The 20573-nt window shown below is 59.9% G+C and carries 19 protein-coding genes; 10 read left to right on the plus strand and 9 right to left on the minus strand.

The window, feature by feature from the left end; genetic code table 11:
• Window positions 1-225 precede the first annotated feature (225 nt).
• The 9 genes from P5689_RS14535 to P5689_RS14575 are packed head-to-tail and all read right to left on the minus strand — an operon-like array spanning window position 226 to window position 8575.
• Window positions 226-1011 (minus strand): MBL fold metallo-hydrolase, encoded by a 786-nt coding sequence (locus P5689_RS14535; protein ID WP_285533702.1) that lies wholly within the window; start codon window positions 1009-1011, stop codon window positions 226-228.
• Window positions 1008-1790 (minus strand): TatD family hydrolase, encoded by a 783-nt coding sequence (locus tag P5689_RS14540; RefSeq protein WP_023977291.1) that lies wholly within the window; start codon window positions 1788-1790, stop codon window positions 1008-1010. Before P5689_RS14540 ends, P5689_RS14535 begins: the two co-directional genes overlap by 4 nt.
• An 11-nt stretch (window positions 1791-1801) precedes the next feature.
• Window positions 1802-3343 (minus strand): methionine--tRNA ligase, encoded by a 1542-nt coding sequence (gene metG / locus P5689_RS14545; RefSeq protein WP_023977290.1) that lies wholly within the window; start codon window positions 3341-3343, stop codon window positions 1802-1804.
• On the minus strand, window positions 3340-4281 hold the full coding sequence (locus tag P5689_RS14550; RefSeq protein WP_031239872.1) for an AAA family ATPase: 942 nt from the start codon (window positions 4279-4281) through the stop codon (window positions 3340-3342). Before P5689_RS14550 ends, metG begins: the two co-directional genes overlap by 4 nt.
• Window positions 4278-4937, minus strand: a complete 660-nt coding sequence (gene tmk / locus P5689_RS14555; RefSeq protein WP_023977288.1) for a dTMP kinase — start codon at window positions 4935-4937, stop codon at window positions 4278-4280. The genes P5689_RS14550 and tmk overlap by 4 nt, the downstream gene beginning before the upstream one ends.
• Before the next feature lie 3 nt (window positions 4938-4940).
• Window positions 4941-6176: a D-alanyl-D-alanine carboxypeptidase family protein gene (locus P5689_RS14560; protein WP_285533703.1), complete on the minus strand. Its 1236-nt coding sequence runs from the start codon at window positions 6174-6176 to the stop codon at window positions 4941-4943.
• 9 nt (window positions 6177-6185) lie between these two features.
• Window positions 6186-7052, minus strand: coding sequence for an SPOR domain-containing protein (locus tag P5689_RS14565; RefSeq protein WP_285533704.1), 867 nt, complete (start codon window positions 7050-7052; stop codon window positions 6186-6188).
• Window positions 7039-8067: a lytic transglycosylase domain-containing protein gene (locus P5689_RS14570; RefSeq protein ID WP_031239870.1), complete on the minus strand. Its 1029-nt coding sequence runs from the start codon at window positions 8065-8067 to the stop codon at window positions 7039-7041. Before P5689_RS14570 ends, P5689_RS14565 begins: the two co-directional genes overlap by 14 nt.
• A 52-nt stretch (window positions 8068-8119) precedes the next feature.
• On the minus strand, window positions 8120-8575 hold the full coding sequence (locus tag P5689_RS14575; protein WP_023977284.1) for a hypothetical protein: 456 nt from the start codon (window positions 8573-8575) through the stop codon (window positions 8120-8122).
• Between the two features lie 466 nt (window positions 8576-9041).
• Between P5689_RS14575 and P5689_RS14580 the strand changes: the two genes are divergently transcribed.
• From P5689_RS14580 to P5689_RS14625, 10 genes are all read left to right on the plus strand, one after another.
• On the plus strand, window positions 9042-10064 hold the full coding sequence (locus P5689_RS14580; protein ID WP_031239868.1) for a LacI family DNA-binding transcriptional regulator: 1023 nt from the start codon (window positions 9042-9044) through the stop codon (window positions 10062-10064).
• Window positions 10065-10435: 371 nt separating this feature from the next.
• Entirely contained in the window at window positions 10436-11809 is a 1374-nt protein-coding gene (locus tag P5689_RS14585) for an MFS transporter (RefSeq protein WP_023977283.1), read from the plus strand.
• Between the two features lie 103 nt (window positions 11810-11912).
• Window positions 11913-12719, plus strand: coding sequence for a 2-keto-4-pentenoate hydratase (locus P5689_RS14590; RefSeq protein ID WP_285533705.1), 807 nt, complete (start codon window positions 11913-11915; stop codon window positions 12717-12719).
• 87 nt (window positions 12720-12806) lie between these two features.
• Window positions 12807-13787: a 2-hydroxyacid dehydrogenase gene (locus tag P5689_RS14595; RefSeq protein ID WP_023977281.1), complete on the plus strand. Its 981-nt coding sequence runs from the start codon at window positions 12807-12809 to the stop codon at window positions 13785-13787.
• Window positions 13788-13900: 113 nt separating this feature from the next.
• Complete coding sequence (locus tag P5689_RS14600) at window positions 13901-15370, plus strand: carbohydrate porin (protein ID WP_285533706.1); 1470 nt, start codon at window positions 13901-13903, stop codon at window positions 15368-15370.
• A 50-nt stretch (window positions 15371-15420) separates the two neighbouring features.
• Complete coding sequence (locus P5689_RS14605) at window positions 15421-16362, plus strand: LysR substrate-binding domain-containing protein (RefSeq protein WP_285533707.1); 942 nt, start codon at window positions 15421-15423, stop codon at window positions 16360-16362.
• Between the two features lie 94 nt (window positions 16363-16456).
• On the plus strand, window positions 16457-17446 hold the full coding sequence (locus P5689_RS14610; protein ID WP_285533708.1) for a sugar phosphate isomerase/epimerase family protein: 990 nt from the start codon (window positions 16457-16459) through the stop codon (window positions 17444-17446).
• Window positions 17447-17778: 332 nt separating this feature from the next.
• On the plus strand, window positions 17779-18540 hold the full coding sequence (locus P5689_RS14615) for an SDR family NAD(P)-dependent oxidoreductase (RefSeq protein WP_023977277.1): 762 nt from the start codon (window positions 17779-17781) through the stop codon (window positions 18538-18540).
• 112 nt (window positions 18541-18652) lie between these two features.
• A complete protein-coding gene (locus P5689_RS14620) occupies window positions 18653-19249 on the plus strand; it encodes a DedA family protein (protein ID WP_408868554.1) in 597 nt (198 codons plus the stop codon).
• Between the two features lie 61 nt (window positions 19250-19310).
• Complete coding sequence (locus P5689_RS14625; RefSeq protein WP_285533910.1) at window positions 19311-20411, plus strand: D-alanine--D-alanine ligase; 1101 nt, start codon at window positions 19311-19313, stop codon at window positions 20409-20411.
• The last annotated feature ends 162 nt before the right edge of the window (window positions 20412-20573 follow it).

Here is a 20573-nt window from a genome sequence, read left to right on the forward strand (position 1 = left end):
CACCCACCGATAGGAAATCAGGCGATAAGTCGGGAAGTCAGGCTTTGAGAGACGACAAAGGGTGCGGAAGCATGAAATGCTCCAACATGGTCAGGAACTGGCCGGAATGACCGGATTTGAGGGGAATTCTCGCTATGAAAATTGGTACCGGACTCACCCGATATGCTGACGCTATCGCGATGTAGAGCCGCGCTTCAACAAAAAAACGGTTAATCGAAGAAATATTTAAACCGTGAGAACCATGCCATCATAGCCGGGCTCCATGCCGTCGGGCAGACGTTGGCGGAGTGTCTCGTAATCGAGCGCAGGTCCCATATGGGTCAGGATTGTGCGCTCAGGTTTCAGCCGTGCACACCATTCGATAACCAGATCAACCCAGGCATGAGCGACATGGGGCTCATACTGGAAACACCCGACAATCCAGGTTTTTACGCCTATGAGAACCTCTAGCGATTCCTCGCTCAGATACTCGACATCGGTCGAATAGGCGAAATCGCCGCAGCGCAGGCCGATCGTCGGAATACGGTAATGGCGCTGCTCGAAGAGCTGCAAATCGAGATCGCAGATTGCCAGCCTGTCGGTGGGGGTGATCAGATGCGGCTCCGGCACAGGGCGGAAGAACCCGGTACCGCTCCAGGGCCGGAAGGCATAGCTGTAGCGCGCCTCAAGCTCGTGCATGACCGTATCGGTAGCATAGAGCGGAAGCGGTGCATCGAGCATGCGATTGATGGCGCGGAGTTCATCCAGCCCGGCCACATGATCCGCATGTTCGTGGGTGTAGAGAACGGCATGGACCACGCCGATTTTCTGGCGCAGGAGCTGGGCGCGCAGATCGGGTCCTGAATCCACCAGCAAACGCTTGCCGCTCTCGGCCTCGATGACGATGGAGGAGCGCGTTCGCTCGTTGCGGGGATTAGTGGGGTCGCAGGCGCCCCAGATCCCCTCACCCTGTGCGCCGCCAACCATGGGGACGCCGCCGGAACCACCACAACCGAGGATCGTGATTCTCATGCGGCGCGCTTGAACAAGGCGTGGAAGTTACGTGTGGTGAGTTCGGCCAGAGCGGTATTCTCTAAGCCGCGTTCCATCGCCAGCCGCGCAGCAGTGTGGGCCACGTAGCCCGGCGTGTTAGGCTTACCGCGTTTTGGCACAGGCGCAAGGAATGGGCTGTCGGTCTCCACCAGCAGTCGCTCCTCAGGTATGACGCGTGCAACCTCGCGGATGGTCTCGCATTTGGGGAAGGTCAACAGCCCTGAAAAGCTGATATAGCCCCCCAGATCGATGGCCGTCCGGGCCAGTTCCATTCCTGAGGCAAAGCAGTGGAGCAGAAAGGGGAAAGCCCCTTTCTCATGTTCGTCACGCAGAATGGCCGCGACATCATCATCGGCCTCCCTGGCATGGATCACCAGCGGCAGCCCGGTCTGGCGGGCGGCATCGATATGAACCCGGAAGCTATGGGCCTGCGCGTCGCGCACCGACGGCGCGCCATGCAGGTAATCCAGCCCTGACTCTCCAATGCCGATGACATGCTCCGGCGCGGCGAGACGGATGATCGTCCCGACCTCGGGGGAGGCTTCCTCACCCACATGGTCGGGATGGGTGCCGATCGCGCACCAGACCCGTAATTCGGGCGTGTCAAAACGGGTGAGGTCGATTTGCGTCTGCGCCCGTGAGAGGCGCGTGCCAATCGTCACCATGCCTGCCAGTCCGTGCTCACGGGCCAGTGCCAACGCGGCAGGCACGTCGTCCAGACGGTCCAGATGGCAATGGGAGTCGATCAGGCCTGTCATGGGTTGGACCGTCACGCTGCAATCTCGGGCTCGACATAGCGGGGGAACAGACCCTGTGGCGCGGGCAGCGCAATACCGGCATCGAGCGGTGTGGCAAGGGAGGCGAAATCGCGTGCAGTCTCAGCGACACCAAGCTGTGTGAGCAGCTTGTCCATGGTCCCCGGCATATAGGGCTGCAGCAGGATGGCAATATGGCGCATGGCCTCATGCAAAACACGCAGAACCGTGGCCATGCGCACGAGATCGGTCTTCTTCAGCGCCCACGGGGCCTGACGGTCGATATAGCTGTTGCAGGCACGGATAACTTTCCAGACCTCTTCCAGCCCGTCAGTCAGGGCGAAGCGTCCCATCTGACCGCGCAGGAGTTCGGGCAGCAGCGATGCACTGGCCAGAAGCGTGTTGTCATCTTCGCTAAGTGCGTCAAAGGCAGGCAATGTGGCGTCGCAATTCCGCGCGATCAGGCTCAGTGTGCGCTGGGCCAGATTGCCGAGATCATTGGCGAGTTCCACATTCAGGCGATTGACCAAGGAGCGCTTGCTGAGATCGGAATCACCACCGAACGGGACTTCGCGCAGCAGGAAGAAGCGCACAGGGTCGAGGCCATAGCTGGCCACCAGATCACGCGGGTCGATGACATTGCCGATCGACTTGCTCATTTTTTCGCCCTCGATCGTCCACCAGCCATTGGCGAAAACCGAATGCGGAAGGTCGATCTCGGCAGCCATGAGGAAGGCGGGCCAGAACACGGCGTGGAAGCGGATGATATCCTTGCCGACGATATGTGCCGAGGCCGGCCAGTATTTCATGCGCTCAGCGCTGAAATCGGGATAGCCGAGCGCCGAGAGGTAGTTGGTCAGGGCGTCGAACCAGACATACATGACATGATCGGCATCACCAGGGACCGGGATACCCCATTTGAAGCTGGTGCGGCTGATGGAGAGATCCTTCAGCCCCTGACGGACGAAACTGACGATCTCGTTGCGTCGTCCCATCGGGCCAAGAAATTCGGGGTGTTGCTCATAGAGCGCCAGCAGCCTGTCTTCGAACGCGGAGAGACGGAAGAAATAGGAAGGTTCGCGCACCCACTCGACGGGCGCACCCGTCGGGGCTGTCTTGCGGCCATCCGCATGCGTTGTCAGCTCGTCCTCAGAATAGAAGCACTCGTCGCGCAGCGCGTACCAGCCCTCATAGGCATCGAGATAGATATGACCATTTGCGGCGACTTTTTCCCACAATGCCTGAGCGGCCTGCTTATGGCGCGGTTCGGTAGTGCGGATGAAATCGTCATAGGAAATGCCCATCGCATCCGCCATGCTGCGGAAATCGGCTGCGATGCCATCCGTAAAGCTCTGGGTATCGATACCGGCAGTCTGGGCGGCCTGTTCCACCTTCTGTCCGTGTTCGTCCGTACCGGTCAGGAAAAACACGTCCTTGCCATCCAGACGGTTGAACCGCGCAAGCACGTCGGCAGCGATGGAAGTGTAGGCGTGGCCGATATGGGGTGCGCCATTCACGTAGTAGATGGGGGTGGTGACGTAGTAACGTGAGGTCATGGAGCACTCGCTATGGCGGCTGCCTGTCTGACAGCCTGATTCTTGTCCAGATTGAACCGCTCGGTCTCGCGCTGTAGCGCCTGAAGGGCGGAGAAAGCCTCGGCGGCCTGGCTGGCCTCGGCAAGCTTCCCCTGCCCCGCCAGTGTTCTGGCGCGGTCTGCAAGCCCCTGTCCTAGCAAAGAACAGAGCACGGCAAAACCGTCATCGTGACGCAGGAAAGCAGCTAGACTGTCTGCATCGGGTGTTTCGCCGGTCGCCAAAAGCGCCGTGGCGAGATCGCGCGCCGCTCTGTCTGTGCCCTGATCGGCAGAAAGGATGCGGCCAGGCGCACCATGCGCCTGCGCGACAAGGGTCTGGAGTTCGGCAACGCTTCTGCCCTGCGCCCTGAGCACGGCGGCCGTCTGCTCGGCCGGCAACGGGGCCAGCCCCAGCAGACGGCAGCGGCTTCTGATGGTGGGCAACAAAGCCGAGGGTGAAGGACAGGTCAGAAAAAATACCGTATCGGTGGGCGGTTCCTCAAGCAGCTTGAGCAGCGCATTGGCCGCGTTGCGGTTGAGGGTTTCGGCGGCATCGACAATGACGACGCGCCAGGAGCCGTCCGCAGCCGTATGATGCAGAAAATCCTGCACGGGGCGGACGTCATCCACCACAATTTCCTGACGCATGCGCTTGCGCTTTTCGTCCATGCGCCGGGTGATCAGCAAAAGATTAGGATGGGTGCCTGCTGTAATCTGTCGTCCGGCACGGCTCTGCCGATCCGTACCATTCAGCAGCACTCTGGCGCAGTCGAAGGCAAAGCTTGTCTTGCCGATGCCTGAATCGCCATGAATCATCCATCCATGATGCAGGCGACCGGATTCCAGCGCCTGCCGGAACAGGGCTTTCTCCGCCTCATGCCCGATCAGGGCACTCGCAGCCGGGTTCTCAGCGCCGCTCATGAACCGCAGGGTGGCGTGTCGATGGGTAAGCCGATCAAACGAGGCGCGACAATGGCCATAATCCCGGCAGCGACCTCTTTGGGTGTCTGCGAGGCATCGACCCGTTTGACCCGGTCTGGATCCTGTTGGGCGACCAGCGCAAAACCCTCGGCAATACGGGTGTGGAAGGCTTCCTGTTCCTGCTCGTAGCGGTCCAGCCGCCCGCCCCTTGCAGCCACACGGGCAGCCCCGATTGCCGGGGGAACTTCGAGCATCAGGGTCAGATCCGGCTCGCAGGCCAGCAGGGCCCGCAGGGACTGGATGAACGCAAGCGTGGTGCTATCGCCCTTGGCAAGACCATAGCCCTGATAGACAAGGGTTGAGTCATGAAAGCGATCGCAGATCACGATCTCACCCCGCGACAAGGCGGGAAGGATGACGCTGTCGAGATGATCGGCACGCGCCGCCATATGCGCCAGAGCCTGCGCCCGCAGGGAAAGAGGCGCCTCGTTGAACAGGATCAGTTCACGCAGGGCCTCGGCACCCGGCGAGCCACCGGGCTCGCGGGTGAGAAGTACTTCATGCCCTGCGGCAATCAGCGCCGCGTGCAAGAGGCGGGTCTGGGTGGATTTCCCCGCCCCTTCTCCGCCCTCGAAGGTGATGAACAGCCCGCTCACGCCTCAGCTATGGGGCGCGGCTTTGGGGCCATGGCCCAGTCGTGCAAGGGCCCGGCCCACCAGCCCGAGGCGCGGCACGGCATTGGCGGCGACGAGATCGAGGCGGATATCCGGCATTCCCTGATTCTGGAGCACAAGCGCACCGATCGTCTGTCCGGCCATGACAGGGGCAATGGCGGGTGACGGATATTCCACGCTGATCTTGCTGCGCTGCTGCCAGCCATGAGGCAGGGTCAGCACGATATCACGGGTACCGACAAGCGCGACCTCGGCGGCCTCGCCCATATAGACCGGCATATGATCGACCACCTGACCATGATGGAACAGGGTGACGTTCTCGAAATTGGCGAAGGCCCAGCCAAGAAGGCGCTCGCCCTCATGAGCGCGCTCATTCATGGAAGACGTGCCGTTGATGGTCATGATGATGCGACGGCCATCACGCTTGGAGCTGGCGCACAGACCATAGCCGCCAGCATCGGTGTGGCCGGTCTTGAGACCGTCTGCCAGACCTTTGTCCACCAGGACGTTACGATTGCCCTGCTTGATATTGTTGTACGTGAATTCTGTCGCGGAGAAGAGATGGTAATATTCGGGGTAGTCACGGATCAGGTGCATCGCGACGCGGCTGACATCACGAGCGCTCATATACTGCGACTCATCCGGCAGGCCGGTGCAGTTCATGAAGTGAGTGTTGGTCATGCTAAGCTTGGCGGCCGTCTGATTCATCAGATTGACGAACTGCTCTTCCGACCCGGCAATGCCTTCAGCCAATACGATACAGGCATCATTGCCGGACTGAATGACCATGCCTTCAATCAGATCCGAGACGGTTACGCTCTGGCCCAGAGGCACGAACATCTTCGAGCCCTGTGTGCGCCATGCCTTCTCACTGACCGGCAGAGACTGGGTCAGGCTAAGATGGCCCGCCCGGATCATGCCGAACGTGATATAGGCGGTCATCATCTTGGTGAGAGAGGATGGCGGCATGTGCTCGTCCGCTGCTTTTTCCAGCAGGGTTGCGCCCGTATCGAAATCGATGATGCAGGCCCAGCGCGCTACGGTGTCGAGCGGGCCGATCGGCGTGGATGCCGGTGTGGCCGTGCTGGCTGTGGCAGCATTGGGGGTGGCTGCCGCCGCAGCGCTGGACGCTACCTTGCCACGTCGCGGGCGCGCGAAAGCAAACTGACTTGAAACGGCTAACCCAGCCGCACCCGAGAGCAGAAAACGTCTTGTCCGCACGTCAACACCTTACCTGGCCACAATATGCGCGCCCGTGCCACCGCATTGGCGCGCCTGGGCTAATGCCCTGTCCGCCTCGGATACAGCGGTGAAGGGGCCCAACGCAACCGTCCACGGCAATGATCCCGCCACACCCGCCGTCTGGCTGATGTCAGCGCCACATTGTTCAGCCACACGTGCAGCCGCTGCATGCCCCGAGAAACTGCCAAGAATCACACGGTAATAGGGCATCTGGGCCTGTCCCTGCATGACCGTTTGCGGCATGTCGGGCACATAAAGCGTCTGGCGTCCGGCCTCACGGTCGTTCTGTTTCATGCCAAGTGTCTGGGTTGTGCCATCGTCGAGAGACTGCGCCGTGATGGCCTCGCGTGGAGCTGCGCTGATTTCGAGTTTCGGTGCATTCGGATTGGACTCGGCAATCTGGCGGCTCATGGCCTCGTCCTGAACGATCTCGACCGGCGTCGGGGTTGTACCCATGCCAAGAAGGGTCGCCACGCGCGGCGTGACGGCGAGCACCCGTGCCGCGCTTGATGGCCCGCGATCATTCAGCCTGATCCTGACCATGCGGCCATTGGCAAGATTGCGCACCGTGACCACAGACGGAAGCTGAAGCGTCTGATGCGCGCCCGTCATGGCATTGGCTGACCAGATTTCGCCATCTGCCGTAACGCCCCCTTTGGGCGCAGTGGCAATTACTGCAAGGCCTGTCTCGTTGAGATTGAAATGCTCGGTAGGATAAAACCAGCTGTCACTCCCCTGCCAAGCAGTGCCCACCATGTAATGCGGTGCGGCCTGTCTTGGCGTTTCATGATGGTGGCACCCTGCGAGCCCGATTGTCGCGACCAGAAACGCCGCGCGGCCCTTAAGCGACCGCATAGCCGAGCAATCCAACGCCGAGAGCATAGAAATCGGACGGGTTATAGCGCCGGATCACATCGAAATTGCGATAGACCATGAAGGCGTCCGTGCCGGGACCATCAGGGCGAATGACAGCGCCCGTTACATCACTGCGCGAGAAGGCGGACCCATCTTCGCGGCGCACACCAAGCGCCATCCATGAGGCAAGCGTCTGCTTGTTGCCTCGTCCAAGCTGCCCCTGCGGGATATCCTTTGTGAGCGTCACGGCCTGTCCCCAGGGGGCGTCGGGCTCCCAGCCGCTGCCATGCAGATAATTGGCAACAGAGGCGAATACATCCTGCTCGCTGGTCCAGATATTGCGTCTGCCATCATGGTCGGCATCAACGGCGTAGTGCAGATAGGCGCTAGGCATGAATTGCGGCTGCCCCATTGCCCCTGCGTAAGAGCCGAGCATCGCTTCTGGCTGAATGTCGCCATGATCGAGAATCTGGAGCGCCTTGAACAGCTCGCCACGGAAGAAGCTGGCGCGCCTGCCGTCATAAGCGAGTGTCGCGAGCGCATCGATGACCGAGAATGTACCGATCTTGCGACCGAAACCTGATTCCAGCCCCCAGATGCCGACGATGACCCGTGGATCGACCCCGTACATCTTGCCTGTGGCTTCAAGCATCTGCGCACGCTGCTGATAAGCGGCCTGCCCCTGGCTGATGCGTGTCGTGCTGATCACACGTTCGCGATACTGCGCCCAGGTCAGGGTAAATTCCGGTTGATGCCGGTCAAGCTTGATAACGCGCGCATTGGGCTCGCGTGTCAGGGCGAAGGCACGCGACAGAGTCGAGGCGGCGATTCCCTTACCGATGGCCTCGCTGCGCAGAGTGTCGAGAAACGCGGCATAACTGCTGCCCGATGCAGCGGAAGTAGCCTGCTTATGAACATGGGCACTCCCTTTGTGCCCAAGCGTTCCGGCAAGGCTGGTCCCGTACAGGCAGGGGGCGGCCGCTGTCGCGGCCAGTATAGAGCGTCGGGTAAGCACCAGTGTCATCCTTGCCTATTTATTTTCCAGAGGGTGCCACCCCCGGTTCAGCTCAGGGATGAAGCTTTCGACCCTCGGCAGCACCATGCATGATGAAGTGCAGGAATGGATTGATCGTCAAGGGAATGTCCGGGTTCGCAGCAATATATTCAGCGACGCTGAAATGGCCATTGGGGTCGCGGCCCTCGAGATAGCCATGCGTCATGAAGTGCTCGACCGCGTCCAGACCGCAGGCTCCGACATCGGGATACGCGGCGAGATACCAGTTGGCATCGAAGTAAAGAGCCTCGGCAGGATACCCGCAACCTGAAGGTTCGGCTGGCTCGGCTACCGGGGCTGGCGACGTTACCGGAGCTTCGTCCGCCACCGGTGCAGCGACCTCGGAAACCTGATCGAGCAGGTCAGTCGCGGTAGAGGGCGTCTTGACGCCTGCCTGGGCAGAAGCAGAGGTGTCTGTCTGATTCTTCTTACGGGTGGTGGTCGTCCGGGACCGGGCTGCTTTTGCCAAGAGAGAATCCCCCAAAATAAAATATCGCTACGCGCGTTGAGCGCTTTTGATGGCGGGAGGCGTATTTCCCGCCAATGCCTTGCAACATGGTCCGGATATCAGCCTAGTATTGGCTCATCGCCGGAGTGATCGTTAATGATCGTTTCCTGTTTACCGTTTCGTAACCATTCTGGATGATTTCGCACCGGGACAGTCGAAACATGAGGCAGCTTCTATGACGCGGTTATCCTGTGGTCCAGTGACAAACTGCATAGAAATCATAGGTTTGCAGAGTATTACAAAACGATAATGATGAAATTCAATATGTTTGCAAAATATTGCCCGTGGATTGTCAGTATGTTGACCGCACAAGTCCTGAATTTTGACACGGGATTCGCGGTGATTCTCTTGAGATCCAGCAGATACTTCTCCGTTATATCGTCTTTTCTGTTAACCGATCATTATCGAACCGTGAGGTCTTTAACGCATGAAGTCTGAACAGAGCGGTGTGTCCGTCAATCTGCTCGATGTCGCGCGCGAGGCCGGTGTCTCACGCGCGACGGCCTCACTCGTGCTGCGCAACAGCCCACTGGTTGCCGCGGCGACGCGCGAAAAGGTCCAGGCCGCCATGCATAGCCTTGGCTACATCTACAATCGTGGCGCAGCCAATCTGAGGCAGAACCGCACGGGAACCATCGGCCTTGTGCTGTCAAATATCGCCAATCCATTCTTCAGCACGCTGACTGCAGGCGTGGAGGAGGTAAATGACGCGCAAGAGATCGTGTCATTCATCGCCAATAGCGGTGAGTCGCCGGAACGACAGGCGAAGCAGATCCAGCGCTTGCGTGAACACAACATCGACGGCCTGATCATCTGCCCGGCGATCGGCAGTGATTCCGCATTGATAGCGGAGCTGGACCGGCTCGGCCTGCCCTTTGTTCAGGTATTGCGTGAGGTGCCTGGCGCCCAGCGTGACTACGTGACAGTCGATTATGCTGCCGGGATCGATGCGGCCCTCGCCTATCTCGTCGACACAGGGCGGAGGCGGGTGGTTTATGTGGGGAATATGGAAACGCATTCCGCAGCTCTGGCGCGCGTACAGGGATTCCATGAGGCGGCGGCGCGCCTGGGTCTGTTGGATGTGGCGATCATCGATGGCACGCGTGACAGCCGTTACGATGAGCGTAAGGTTGATGCTCTTCTGGACTCTCCTGGACCGCCAGAAGCTGCCATCTGCTACAATGACATCATGGCGCTCGCGCTGATAAATCAGCTCCGTCGGCGCGGTGTCGTGGTGGGCAACCATGTAGGAAGCGGTTTTGCCGTGATCGGCATGGATGATCTTCCCGCAGCTTCTGCCTCTTATCCCGCGCTGACCACGATCGCCACGATGCCACGGCTGGTCGGGGCTGCTGCGGCGCGCCTCCTTCAAAAGCGGATGACACGACCTGCGCGGCGCGAGGAAAAGCAAGTCATCGCGCCGGAGCTGATTTTGCGTGAAAGCGCGTGATCAGCCAGGTCCGATCGTGTCAGCGATTTAACGCCGCATCACAGATCATTGATAGATGTGTCACATTTAAGGTGTGACTTTTGTTTCGAAAAAGCGTTCAACAGTCATTACAGAATTGTAAGTTCCACAAAAGTCTCCTCCATCCCCGCGGTTGAGCCTCCGAGATCGTCTGATGATTTTCTTTTGGATCGATCTAAATGGTATCGCGGCGGTCGATGGAGTGAAGCAAGGCGGTATGTGATGACTTTATTCCATCTTACGTCGAGCCTCGTTCAGCGCCCCGGCGATGACCTCCACATTGTGTCTCCTCACAATGCGGAGAAAGTCTGATGGTGAGTCTGGCTCTTCAGCGAAACAGCGCAACGGTCGCCATGCGTTCTCCCCAAACCGAGGCCAACGACGCGCTTCGCCCCGAGATGTCGCCGCAGGAACTACGCCGTGCCGCCTGGACATGCTCGATTGGCAGCGCGATGGAGTACTATGACTTTGCGCTCTATAGCCTCGCCTCTGCCCTGATCTTCGCCCCGCTCTTTTTCCCGAGCAATATTCCCGGCCTCGGTCTGGTGGCGAGCTTCGCCACCTATTTTATCGGTTTTGCGGTGCGTCCTCTAGGCGGGATCTTCTTTGGTCGTCTGGGCGATCGCTACGGTCGCAAGCGCGTATTGCTGCTCACTGTCACGCTGATGGGGCTTGCCAGCGCCTTTATCGGCCTTATCCCGACTTACAAGAGCATCGGCATCATGGCGCCCCTTCTGCTCGTTTTCCTGCGTATGGCGCAGGGCTTCGGCGCGGGCGCGGAGCAGGCCGGGGCTGCCGTCATGATGACCGAGTGTGCCCCGCGCAAGCGTCGTGGCTACTACGCGGCCCTGCCCTTTCTAGGCATCCAGATCGGGACGGTCGCGGCCGGGCTCATCTATTATGCCATGCTGACCGGTGTCCCGGATATCACCCAGACCATGCTCTGGCGTGTTCCCTTTGTCGGCAGTGCTGTCCTGCTTCTCATCGCGCTTTACATGCGCATGAGGCTCAAGGAGTCACCGACTTTCGCCAAGATCAAGGAAGATGAGCGTCATGACGAGACCGGCTCGCTGCGTGAGACGCTGACGGCCTCATGGCGGCCGATTTTGGCGGGAATGGGTTTACGCATGGCCGAAAACGGGGGCTCGTCGATCTATCAGGTGCTCGCGATCAGCTATCTCGTGCACACAATAGGCATGAACAGCCAGTGGGGCACCCTGGTCCTGATTGGCGCAGCACTTGTGGGCGGAGTGACCATCCCCGTTGCAGGGTGGTTGAGTGATCGCTTGGGGCGTGTGCGTGTCTATCGTGGTTTCGCGCTGCTTCAGGCCGTCAGCGCCCTGCCTGTCTGGTATGTATTCAGTCAGGGCCACCCTATACCCTCTGCGATCGCCCTGTCCTTCGCGCTCGGGGTAGCAACCTGGGGAATGTTCGGCACGCAAGGGGCCCTGCTGCCCGAAATGTTCGGGCTGCGCCATCGCTACACGGCTGTCTCGTTCACACGCGAATTCTCTTCCGTCATCGCGGGTGGCGTGTCGCCAATGGTCGGGCAATTTCTCATCGCGATGTTCGCAAGGTTTCATATTGGCGGCGTCGGGAGTGGCAAATACGCCTGGATCCCGCTGTCCGTCTATGTCGTCTTTCTGGCATGCCTTGCCATCCTCGCGACTTTCTATGTGCCGGAAACCAGAGGACGCGATCTGATGGCGCAGGAAGATGCGCTGTGAAGAGCCTCAGATACGCGATTATGGCCTTCGCATGGGCTGTTGTGAGTCCGTGCCTCATCGCACCGCATAGTGTTTACCTTCATGATCGATCGGGAGTTTCCGCATGATCACGCTCGACCTCGCACCTCCCGGTGAGATCTCCCTTGTCTGCGATACGGCGTCAGCTGCTGTGCGTCTGTTGAGTGGTCGCCATACACGCGCCCCGCTGCAGGCGCTGGACGACAGCGAGGTTCCACGGACAGAGGACGACGCCTATCGCATACAGGACGCTGTTGCTGCTGCTCTGATTGTTGATCAGGGCAACATCATGGGCTGGAAAGTTGGCGCGCCCTCGCCCACCGGGCTTCCGTTCGCAGCGCCTTTGCATGAAGCGACCCTCTTTAACGGCGATACGACGCTGGCACCGGGTCTGTGTCGTCATCGCGGGGTGGAAGCGGAAATCGTCTATCGTCTCGGCCGTGACCTGCCATGGCGCGACCAGCCCTGGTCGCTTGGCGAGGTGATGGACGCCATCGACAGTGTCCATACCGCCATCGAGATCATCGACACACGTTTTGTGCGGCCCGGCTCCCAGCCACGGCTCGTGCATCTGGCTGATCAGGCGAGCCACGGCGCACTTGTTATCGGCCAAGGCGCGAAGGCGTGGCAACGTCTCAGCCCTTTTTGCGAGACGGTTCGCCTCGCCTTCAGTGATGGTCGTGTGATCGAGCATATCGGGGGCAATTCGGCGGGCGATCCGCGTCGTTTGCTGGTCTGGCTGGCCAATCACGCAATGGACAGAGGTATCCCCCTTATGGCGGGCTGCATGATCACAACGGGATCGATGACCGACACCATTTTCGTCCCACCGGGCATGACGGCCACGGCAAGGATCGCCCATCTTCCCCCCGTTACGGTCGAGTTGCCCTGAACGACGTGCTGACATCGGCTCACCAGGCACAAATTAACCCGTCAATCGGGTCGGACCCAGACTTTCTTCCAGAGACAGGACATTCCCGTGAAACCTCATATCCTTCTTATCGAACCCATGATGCCATTTGTGGAAGCCGAGCTTGAGCAAGGCTACGTGCTTCATCGCTGGAATGGTGAGACGCTTCCTTCGGGCGTATCGATACGCGGGGTGGTGACCGGCGGCGGTACGGGGCTGCCTCGCAAGCTGATGGACGCGCTGCCCGATCTGGAGATCATCACCATTAACGGCATCGGTACGGATGCGGTGGATCTGGTCGAGGCTACGCGCCGCAATATCGCCGTGACCGTCACGCGTGATGTTCTGACCGACGATGTGGCCGATCTCGCGATGACCCTTATACTGTCAGCCCTGCGGGACCTGTTGCCCGGCGATGCGCTGGTGCGACAAGGGCTATGGGGTAGCAAGGGATTGCCGCTATCGCGCAAGGTCAGCGGGGCGAAACTCGGCATTGTGGGCATGGGTCAGGTCGGGCAGGCCATCGCGCGGCGGGCGCAGGCCTTCTCCATGCCGGTTTCGTATTTCAGCCGCAGGGACCTCTCCCTGCCGGGGATTCCGTTCGTGGCAGACCTTAAGGCGCTTGCTGAAGCCAGCGACGTTCTGGTTGTTGCGGCCTCAGGCGGGGCGCAGTCCCGCCATCTGATCAGTGAGGCCATTATCGAGGCTGTCGGGCCGGAGGGGCTTCTGGTGAACGTGGCGCGTGGCAGCGTGGTCGATGAGGAGGCCCTTGTCAGGGCGCTTCAGGACGGGCGGCTTGGCCGCGCCGCGCTCGATGTGTTTGCTGATGAGCCGCGCGTGCCGCAGGCGCTCACGACCATGGGTAACGTCGTGCTGCAACCGCACCGCGCCAGCGCCACCATCGAGACGCGTACCGCTATGGGGCGGCTCGTGCTGGATAATCTGGTGGCTCATTTCGCAGGTACCCCGTTATTGACGCCTGTGTTCCCTGCAACAGTTCCTGCGTCATCGGCGCCTGTAGCGGCACGCGAAGCGGAACCGGCAAGCTAGGCAGCGCCAGACCAGCGCCTGCAACCACGAGGTGAAAAGCCTGCGTGGGGTTGGGCAGCAGGCTGTGTGACCGTGATCTGCGCACGTTGAGGCGCAGGCAAGGATAGACGCTCATGAAAACGAGTTTCTTGCTAAGGACCGCGCCAGTCGCGCGGTCAATGAACCCGCTCGTCGGTCGCGCGGGGCTCCTCCCGGCGGGCCTGGGGTGCGGCCTCTTATGCCTCGCCCTGACCCAGAATGCCTGGGCGCAGTATCGCGGGCCGATCTCTGAAACCGCGCCGCTTTTTGCCCTTGATACACCGACGTCCTATGCCAATACGGCGTTCACGCCCCCGGTTGAAAGCATGGTTCTGCCGTGGGAACGGCTGATTAAGCGCCTCAATCGCACAGGCATTGGCATTGTGGCTGACTATACCAGTGAAAGTGCCATGGTGCTCAATGCCGGACATGCAGGCGACGCGGGCTACGCCCATCAGATTGGCGTTGAGCTTGATCTCGACTGGTCCAGACTTGTGGGGTGGCAAGGGTTCATTACCCATGCGGTCATCGTCAATCGTGCCGGGCATAATCTGGCGTCCGATCTGGGTGAACGCTCGTTGAACGGTTTTCAGGAAATCTATGGCGGCGGCGGCAATGTCGGGGTGCATCTTGTCTATGTGTATGGCACGCAGGATTTGCTGCATAATCGCATGCAGATCGCGCTGGGCAAGATGCCCGTCAATATCGACTTCGCCAATTCGCCCCTGTTCTGCACCTTCATGAACAAATCCAATTGCGGCATCCCGAAATCGCTGACGCGCACAGCCGCGGGCTATGGCACCTATCCGGGCTCGACCTGGGGAACGCGTGTGCGTTACTGGCCGCTGCACGGCATTTATGTCCAGTCGGGGTTATACGGCGTCAATCCGTATCTCAATTCCAACCAGTATGACCGCACGGGTTTCCGGATGGGTACAGAGCTCTATACCGGCGTTTACGTGCCAACAGAGATCGGTCTGATCCCGTCTTTTGGCAAAAACCAGCTTGTCGGGCATTACAAGTTTGGCGTTGCCTATGATTCATCGAATTATCGGGATCTCTATTACGACAGCAATATGAATCCCGCTGCCGCATCGGGTCAGCCCTATCGCTGGACCAATGGCAAGACGCAGATATGGTTGCAAGGTGACCAGATGCTCATACGCAATGGCCATGGCCCGTTGCAGGGGCTCTATGCGCTCGCGGGTGCGACGAAAAGCGAGGGCCAGAACAGTGTGTATGACTGGCAGGTCTATGCCGGGATTGTCGATCGCGGGATCATTCCGTCACGTCCGAAAGATACGTTTGGCCTCGAGTGGTCAGAGACCTTCGCCAGTCGCCAGCTTGTGGCGTCACAATGGATACGATACCGGCGCGGACTTCCCCTGCCGGGTTCTGCCACCTACCCGCAGAGCCATCTGATGACGTTCGAGGCGACCTACAGCATCCATGCTTTCCGTGGGTTTTCGATCCAGCCTGACTATCAGCATATCTGGCGCACCAATCTGCAGGCGGACAAACCGCAGGTCGATGCAATCGGCTTCAAGATTCATGCCGTGCTCTGACGGTACGGTTGTGAGGTGACAGAGGGCAGCAAAGCCGTCACCTTCTGCTTATGATGGACGCGCTTATCTTCCGGCTGAAATTCAGGCAGCTCCTGCTTCTGCAGCAGATCAGCCTTGAGCCGTCGCTCAACCGTGCGGCGCGCTCACTCAACCTGTCGCAGCCTACCGCATCCAAGCTGCTGCAGGATATGGAGGATGACCTCGGCGCACAGCTCTTTGAGCGGCATTCCCACGGTCTGACTCCGACTGACGCCGGACGGGTTGCGATACGTCACGCCGAAAAAATTCTGGCTGATCTCGGGCGCCTGCGTGAGGATCTCCAGGCCGTCAAACGCGGGCTGACAGGGACTGTCAGTATTGGCGCGATTGGCGCCGCACTCCATGAAATTGTGACCCCGGTTCTGGCGTCAACAACGCGCAGCCACCCCGAAATCAGTCTTACCCTCAGGGTGACCACCAGCGATGATCTCATGGCCCTTCTGCAATCGGGGCGGATTGATATCGCATTAGGCCGCCCAATCGAGGGTATTGGCCATGATCTCCTCACCATTGAGGAGATATCCGATGAGCCGCTCCTGGTAGTTGCAGGGTGCGACAATATTCTGTTTCAGGCGGAGGCGCTTGACCTTAATGCGCTGATACACCAGCGATGGATCGTACAGATGCAGCCCAGCCCGCTCCGCCGTGCATTCGAGGGAATATTCACGATAGCGCGATTGCCCATGCCCCAGCGCCTGACCGAACTGTCCTCCGTTCTCGCGACGATCGACCTGCTTACGCAATCCGACATGGTCTCGGTACTGCCCTGCTCACTTTTCAGGATGTTCGAAAAGACGGGCATGATTGGCGAATTGCCGGTTTCGCTGCCTGATATCATCGGGCCCTATCATCTCATCCGGATGCGAGACCGTGCCCTGTCACCCGCAGCACAGTTCGTCTGGGACGCTTTACGGGAGCGGGCTATCGGAAAAGCCGATAGCGGCATCGGATAACTCTGATCGACAAGACCATCTGCACCGTCTTTGCTTGGCCGCGTCTGGTGCCGACTCTCAATGTGCCGGACGCATCGTTGCAAGGAATGTGATCATGTCCGCCCCGGTTGAGAACGCCCCCACCCCCCAATCCACAGCAACAGACAATAAATCAGAACACCGCTACAACGCGAAAAACTGGCCGATTGCTGCGGCCATGATCCAGTATCCCGCCGTTCTGGCAGACGGCAGTTCGGTGCAGGATCAACCCACCGAGGGGTGGGCCAAGGCGATATCAGAAGTGTCCCGTGCAGGATTCACGGAAATCGACCCGACAGATAGCTGGCTGCGTGTGGCAGACCTGACGCCAGCACGCCGACGCGAGTTTTTGGCGCTCTGCACCAATGCCGGCCTGACCATCCCTGCAATCTCGACCTCGCGACGCTCCGTGATTGATCCTGACCCGGCGAAGGCCGATGCCTATCTGGCCTATATCCATCGGGTGATCGATGTGGCGCCGGAGATGGGCGCAAGTGAAATCGCGGTAGGCTTCGCAACAGCGCTGAACGATGCCCAGAAGAAGGCACTCTGGTTCTGGACCGCTCAGGGTCATCGCGACCCGGAGGATAAGGCTGTGTGGCAAAAGGCAGTTTCACGTATCCGCGAACTTGCCGACCATGCAGCAAGCGTGGGCGTGACGCTCTCGCTCGAAATGTATGAGGACACCTATCTCGGGACGGCTGAGTCCAGCGTTCGCTTCATCCAGGATGTCGATCACCCGGCCTGCGGGATCAATGCCGATATTGGCAACCTTGTGCGGCTGCATCGTCCGGTCGAGCACTGGCACAGCATGATGGTGAAGCTCGCACCCTATCTGCGCTACTGGCATGTGAAGAACTACTTGCGCACCGAAGATGCGACGACCGGGATGATCGTTACCGCGCCAGCGCCGATGGAGCAGGGTGTGATCAGCTACCGAGCCGCCATCGCGATGGCGCTCGAGTACGGGTATTCAAGCCCGTTCCTGGTCGAGCATTATGGTGGCGACGGCCTGAGTGTTGCGGCCCGTAATCGCGACTATCTGCGCCAGATCCTGCCGCTCTAGGTTTGGCACAGGGGAACTGGGCCGGTCGGGCGGAATGCTTACGCGCCGGAGTAGCTAATGATCAGCATTGCTTTTCCCTCAGGAGTATCATGTCCATCGCCTTCGGGGCTCGCGCAGAGCTGAATTGAGCATGGTGCTCCGCCGCCGCTACAACGCGATTTGAGGGAGCACCCCCGGCTGGCTCGCAAGGGCCAATCCTGAACCTGGTCCATCAAACGGAAGTCAGGGTTCAGGGGGGGCATTGAGGTATGACTGGGCTGCAACGCGACTTGCTTCCGTCAAGGCCAGGATGCGCAGGCCCGACACGCGACCGGATAGAAGGAGACGAGACGATGCTGCTCGAAGGCAAGGTATTCGCAATTACTGGTGGCGCTTCAGGCATCGGCAAGGCGGCGGCCCTGGAAGCAGCGCGGCAGGGCGCTGACGTCGCCATAACCGATATCGTGGCCCCCGAGACTGTTCGCAGTCTTCTCGATGAGATCGAGCTAACCGGGCGGCGCGCCTTGTACCTGCAGGGCGATGTGGCCGAGCCGGAAACGGCAGTCCGTTTCATGAGCGCTATCGAGTCACAACTGGGCGGTCTGGACGTTTTTGTTAGCAATGCCGGGATCTGCCCGTTCCACGCCTTTCTCGACCTTCCGCCGGACGTGTTGAAGAAGACGATCGGCGTTAATCTGCTCGGGGCCTATTTCATGGTGCAGGCTGCGGCCAATCAGATGGTCAGACAGGGGCGCGGTGGGGCGATCATTGCGGTGTCGTCCATCTCGGCTCTGGTTGGAGGGGAATTCCAGACACATTACACGCCCACCAAAGCCGGCGTTCACTCGCTGATGCAGTCAACAGCCATTGCTCTGGGGCCACATAACATTCGCTGCAACTCAGTGTTGCCCGGTACCATCAGGACGCCAATCAATCAGGAGGATCTAGCCGTTGAGGGGAAGGCCAGCGCGATGATCGCGCGCATCCCTCTCGGCAGGCTGGGCGAGCCGGAAGACCTGGCAGGGCCAATCGTCTTTCTAGGCTCGTCACTCGCCAGCTATGTCACGGGTGCCGCCCTGCTGGTCGATGGCGGCTGCTTTGTAAATCTTCAATAGGTTACGGCATCGACGTTCCGCCGCCGGGCGTTACAATCGAACGCTGCAAGTCGGGAGCAATTCGCAATTGCCCTGTTGGCGTTTTGGGGGTTGCCGTGGCACATGATGCGCCATGTCCGACGGCACCCCTCTTCATACCAGTTCACTCTACCACCTTCTCTCGATCGCCGGTGCGGCATGGTGGTCCAAGGGGATGGCTGTCATCATCGGCACATTCATCCTCGAGGATGCCACGACCATGATTGCGGCCATGGCGGTGGATGATGGTCGTCTCAGCGTCGCGCTGGCGCTTATCTCCCTCTATATCGGCGTGGCTGTGGGCGATCTCGGGCTCTACGGCCTGGGTGCTGTGGGCGCGAAATGGCCCCCTGCCCGGCGTTGGCTGACCATGCCGCGTCATGACAAGGGGCGCAGCTGGTTTCACCGCAACGTCGTACGCACCGTCGTGATAAGCCGTTTCATCCCCGGGGCCCGTCTGCCGCTCTATACGGCTTGCGGGTTTTTCCGGGCACCATTCGGCGCGTTTGCGGCCAGCGCGGTAGTCGCTACATTGATCTGGACCTCGCTCCTTTTCAGCGTGTCGTTGCATGTGGGTGGCTGGATGTCGGTCCATATGGCGAGCTGGCGCTGGTTTGGCATCGCGGGGTTCATACTGACCATCCTTTTCGTCGGGCGTCTGATTGCCCGGTTCCAGACTTTCAGTGACTGAGTGGCAGATGCTTCAGACGACACACGGATTGCCCGACTCTTCCGATTGCGATGACACCGGCATGGGCGCAGAGACCGCAACCCGACAGGAAGAAACAAAGAAGGAGCCGCATCCGCTCTCGTTGTTCGAGTTCTGGCCGGGATCGATTTTCTATACGCCGATCGTTCTGTACTGGATCGGTCTCGGCCTGCGTTATGGCGATTTCAGCGTACCCAGTGCGGCGAACCCCCTGATCGAAACGGGCGGGCTGTGTGGCGAAAGCAAGAGCGGTATCCTCGATCTGGCCGGTCCGGTCGCTATGCGCTGGATCGCGCCCTATGTCACGCAGATGCTCCGCAAGGGACGCCGCGAGGACGATGCGTGTGAACTGGTCGCCGCCATGAGGACGAAGGGCATCGATTTTCCAGCCGTGATCAAGCCGGATATCGGGTGCAACGGAACCGGGGTGAAGCTCGTCCAGAGTGAGGACGCGCTGCTCGGGGTGCTCGAGACCTTCCCTTCCAATGTGCGTATCATGGCACAGGCACTCGCCACCGGGCCTGTCGAGGCCGGACTGTTCTATATCCGTGAGCCGGGCGCTCCCTCAGGGCGCATCACCTCGATCACCTACAAGGAAGCGCCGATCCTTGAGGGAGACGGAGCTGCGACCATACGCGAGCTCATCGCGCGCGATACGCGAACCAATCTGCTGCCCGACATCTATCTACCGCGCCTCAAGGATCGTCTCGACACGGTTCCCGCCAAGGGGGAGCCAGTGCAGCTTGTCTTTACCGGCAACCATTGCAAGGGCTCTATCTTCCGCAACGGTTGCGCCGATGCCACCCCCGCGCTCACGCGTCGCCTTGACGAGATCATCGGCGATATCCGCGAATTCCATTTCGGTCGTATCGACGTCAAGGCGGCTTCCATCGAGGCTCTGAGACGCGGTGAGGATTTCGAGATCATCGAACTCAACGGCGTCGGATCCGAAGCCACACATATATGGGATTCACGCACGACGCTGTGGGAGGCGTATCGCGCGCAATTCTACCACTATCGCATGGCGTTTCGGGTCGGGGCGATGAACAGGGCACGAGGCTGGAAAACTTGCGGGGCCTATACGATGCTGCGCTACTGGCGCAAGCAAAGACGCCTTCTCGCACTCTACCCCCTTAACGACTGAGGGTATTCGACAGTATCGGGTGCAGATCGACGGCAGTCGTCCTGAGCGCCCGCGCTTCTGCTTCGTGGCGTTTTGCTAAAACCGGCTTGGTTGTCAGGCCGGACAATTTTTGCGGGTGTCATGGATACGCGCACAACCCCGCGCAGGATGCCTAAGCCCCCC

It is taken from the genome of Asaia sp. HumB (assembly GCF_030263835.1).
In the GTDB taxonomy this organism is placed as follows: Bacteria; Pseudomonadota; Alphaproteobacteria; order Acetobacterales; family Acetobacteraceae; genus Asaia; species Asaia bogorensis.

Excerpts from the sequence above, each read along its gene's own strand:
- P5689_RS14610 (WP_285533708.1), top strand. The coding sequence starts at position 16,457 with ATGTCCGCCCCGGTTGAGAACGCCCCCACCCCCCAATCCACAGCAACA.
- P5689_RS14605 (WP_285533707.1), top strand. The coding sequence starts at position 15,421 with ATGATGGACGCGCTTATCTTCCGGCTGAAATTCAGGCAGCTCCTGCTT.
- P5689_RS14620 (WP_408868554.1), top strand. The coding sequence starts at position 18,653 with ATGTCCGACGGCACCCCTCTTCATACCAGTTCACTCTACCACCTTCTC.
- metG (WP_023977290.1), bottom strand. The coding sequence starts at position 3,343 with ATGACCTCACGTTACTACGTCACCACCCCCATCTACTACGTGAATGGC.
- P5689_RS14580 (WP_031239868.1), top strand. The coding sequence starts at position 9,042 with ATGAAGTCTGAACAGAGCGGTGTGTCCGTCAATCTGCTCGATGTCGCG.
- P5689_RS14590 (WP_285533705.1), top strand. The coding sequence starts at position 11,913 with ATGATCACGCTCGACCTCGCACCTCCCGGTGAGATCTCCCTTGTCTGC.
- P5689_RS14600 (WP_285533706.1), top strand. The coding sequence starts at position 13,901 with ATGAAAACGAGTTTCTTGCTAAGGACCGCGCCAGTCGCGCGGTCAATG.
- P5689_RS14615 (WP_023977277.1), top strand. The coding sequence starts at position 17,779 with ATGCTGCTCGAAGGCAAGGTATTCGCAATTACTGGTGGCGCTTCAGGC.
- P5689_RS14550 (WP_031239872.1), bottom strand. The coding sequence starts at position 4,281 with ATGAGCGGCGCTGAGAACCCGGCTGCGAGTGCCCTGATCGGGCATGAG.
- P5689_RS14585 (WP_023977283.1), top strand. The coding sequence starts at position 10,436 with ATGCGTTCTCCCCAAACCGAGGCCAACGACGCGCTTCGCCCCGAGATG.
- P5689_RS14540 (WP_023977291.1), bottom strand. The coding sequence starts at position 1,790 with ATGACAGGCCTGATCGACTCCCATTGCCATCTGGACCGTCTGGACGAC.
- P5689_RS14565 (WP_285533704.1), bottom strand. The coding sequence starts at position 7,052 with ATGCGGTCGCTTAAGGGCCGCGCGGCGTTTCTGGTCGCGACAATCGGG.
- P5689_RS14625 (WP_285533910.1), top strand. The coding sequence starts at position 19,311 with ATGGGCGCAGAGACCGCAACCCGACAGGAAGAAACAAAGAAGGAGCCG.
- P5689_RS14535 (WP_285533702.1), bottom strand. The coding sequence starts at position 1,011 with ATGAGAATCACGATCCTCGGTTGTGGTGGTTCCGGCGGCGTCCCCATG.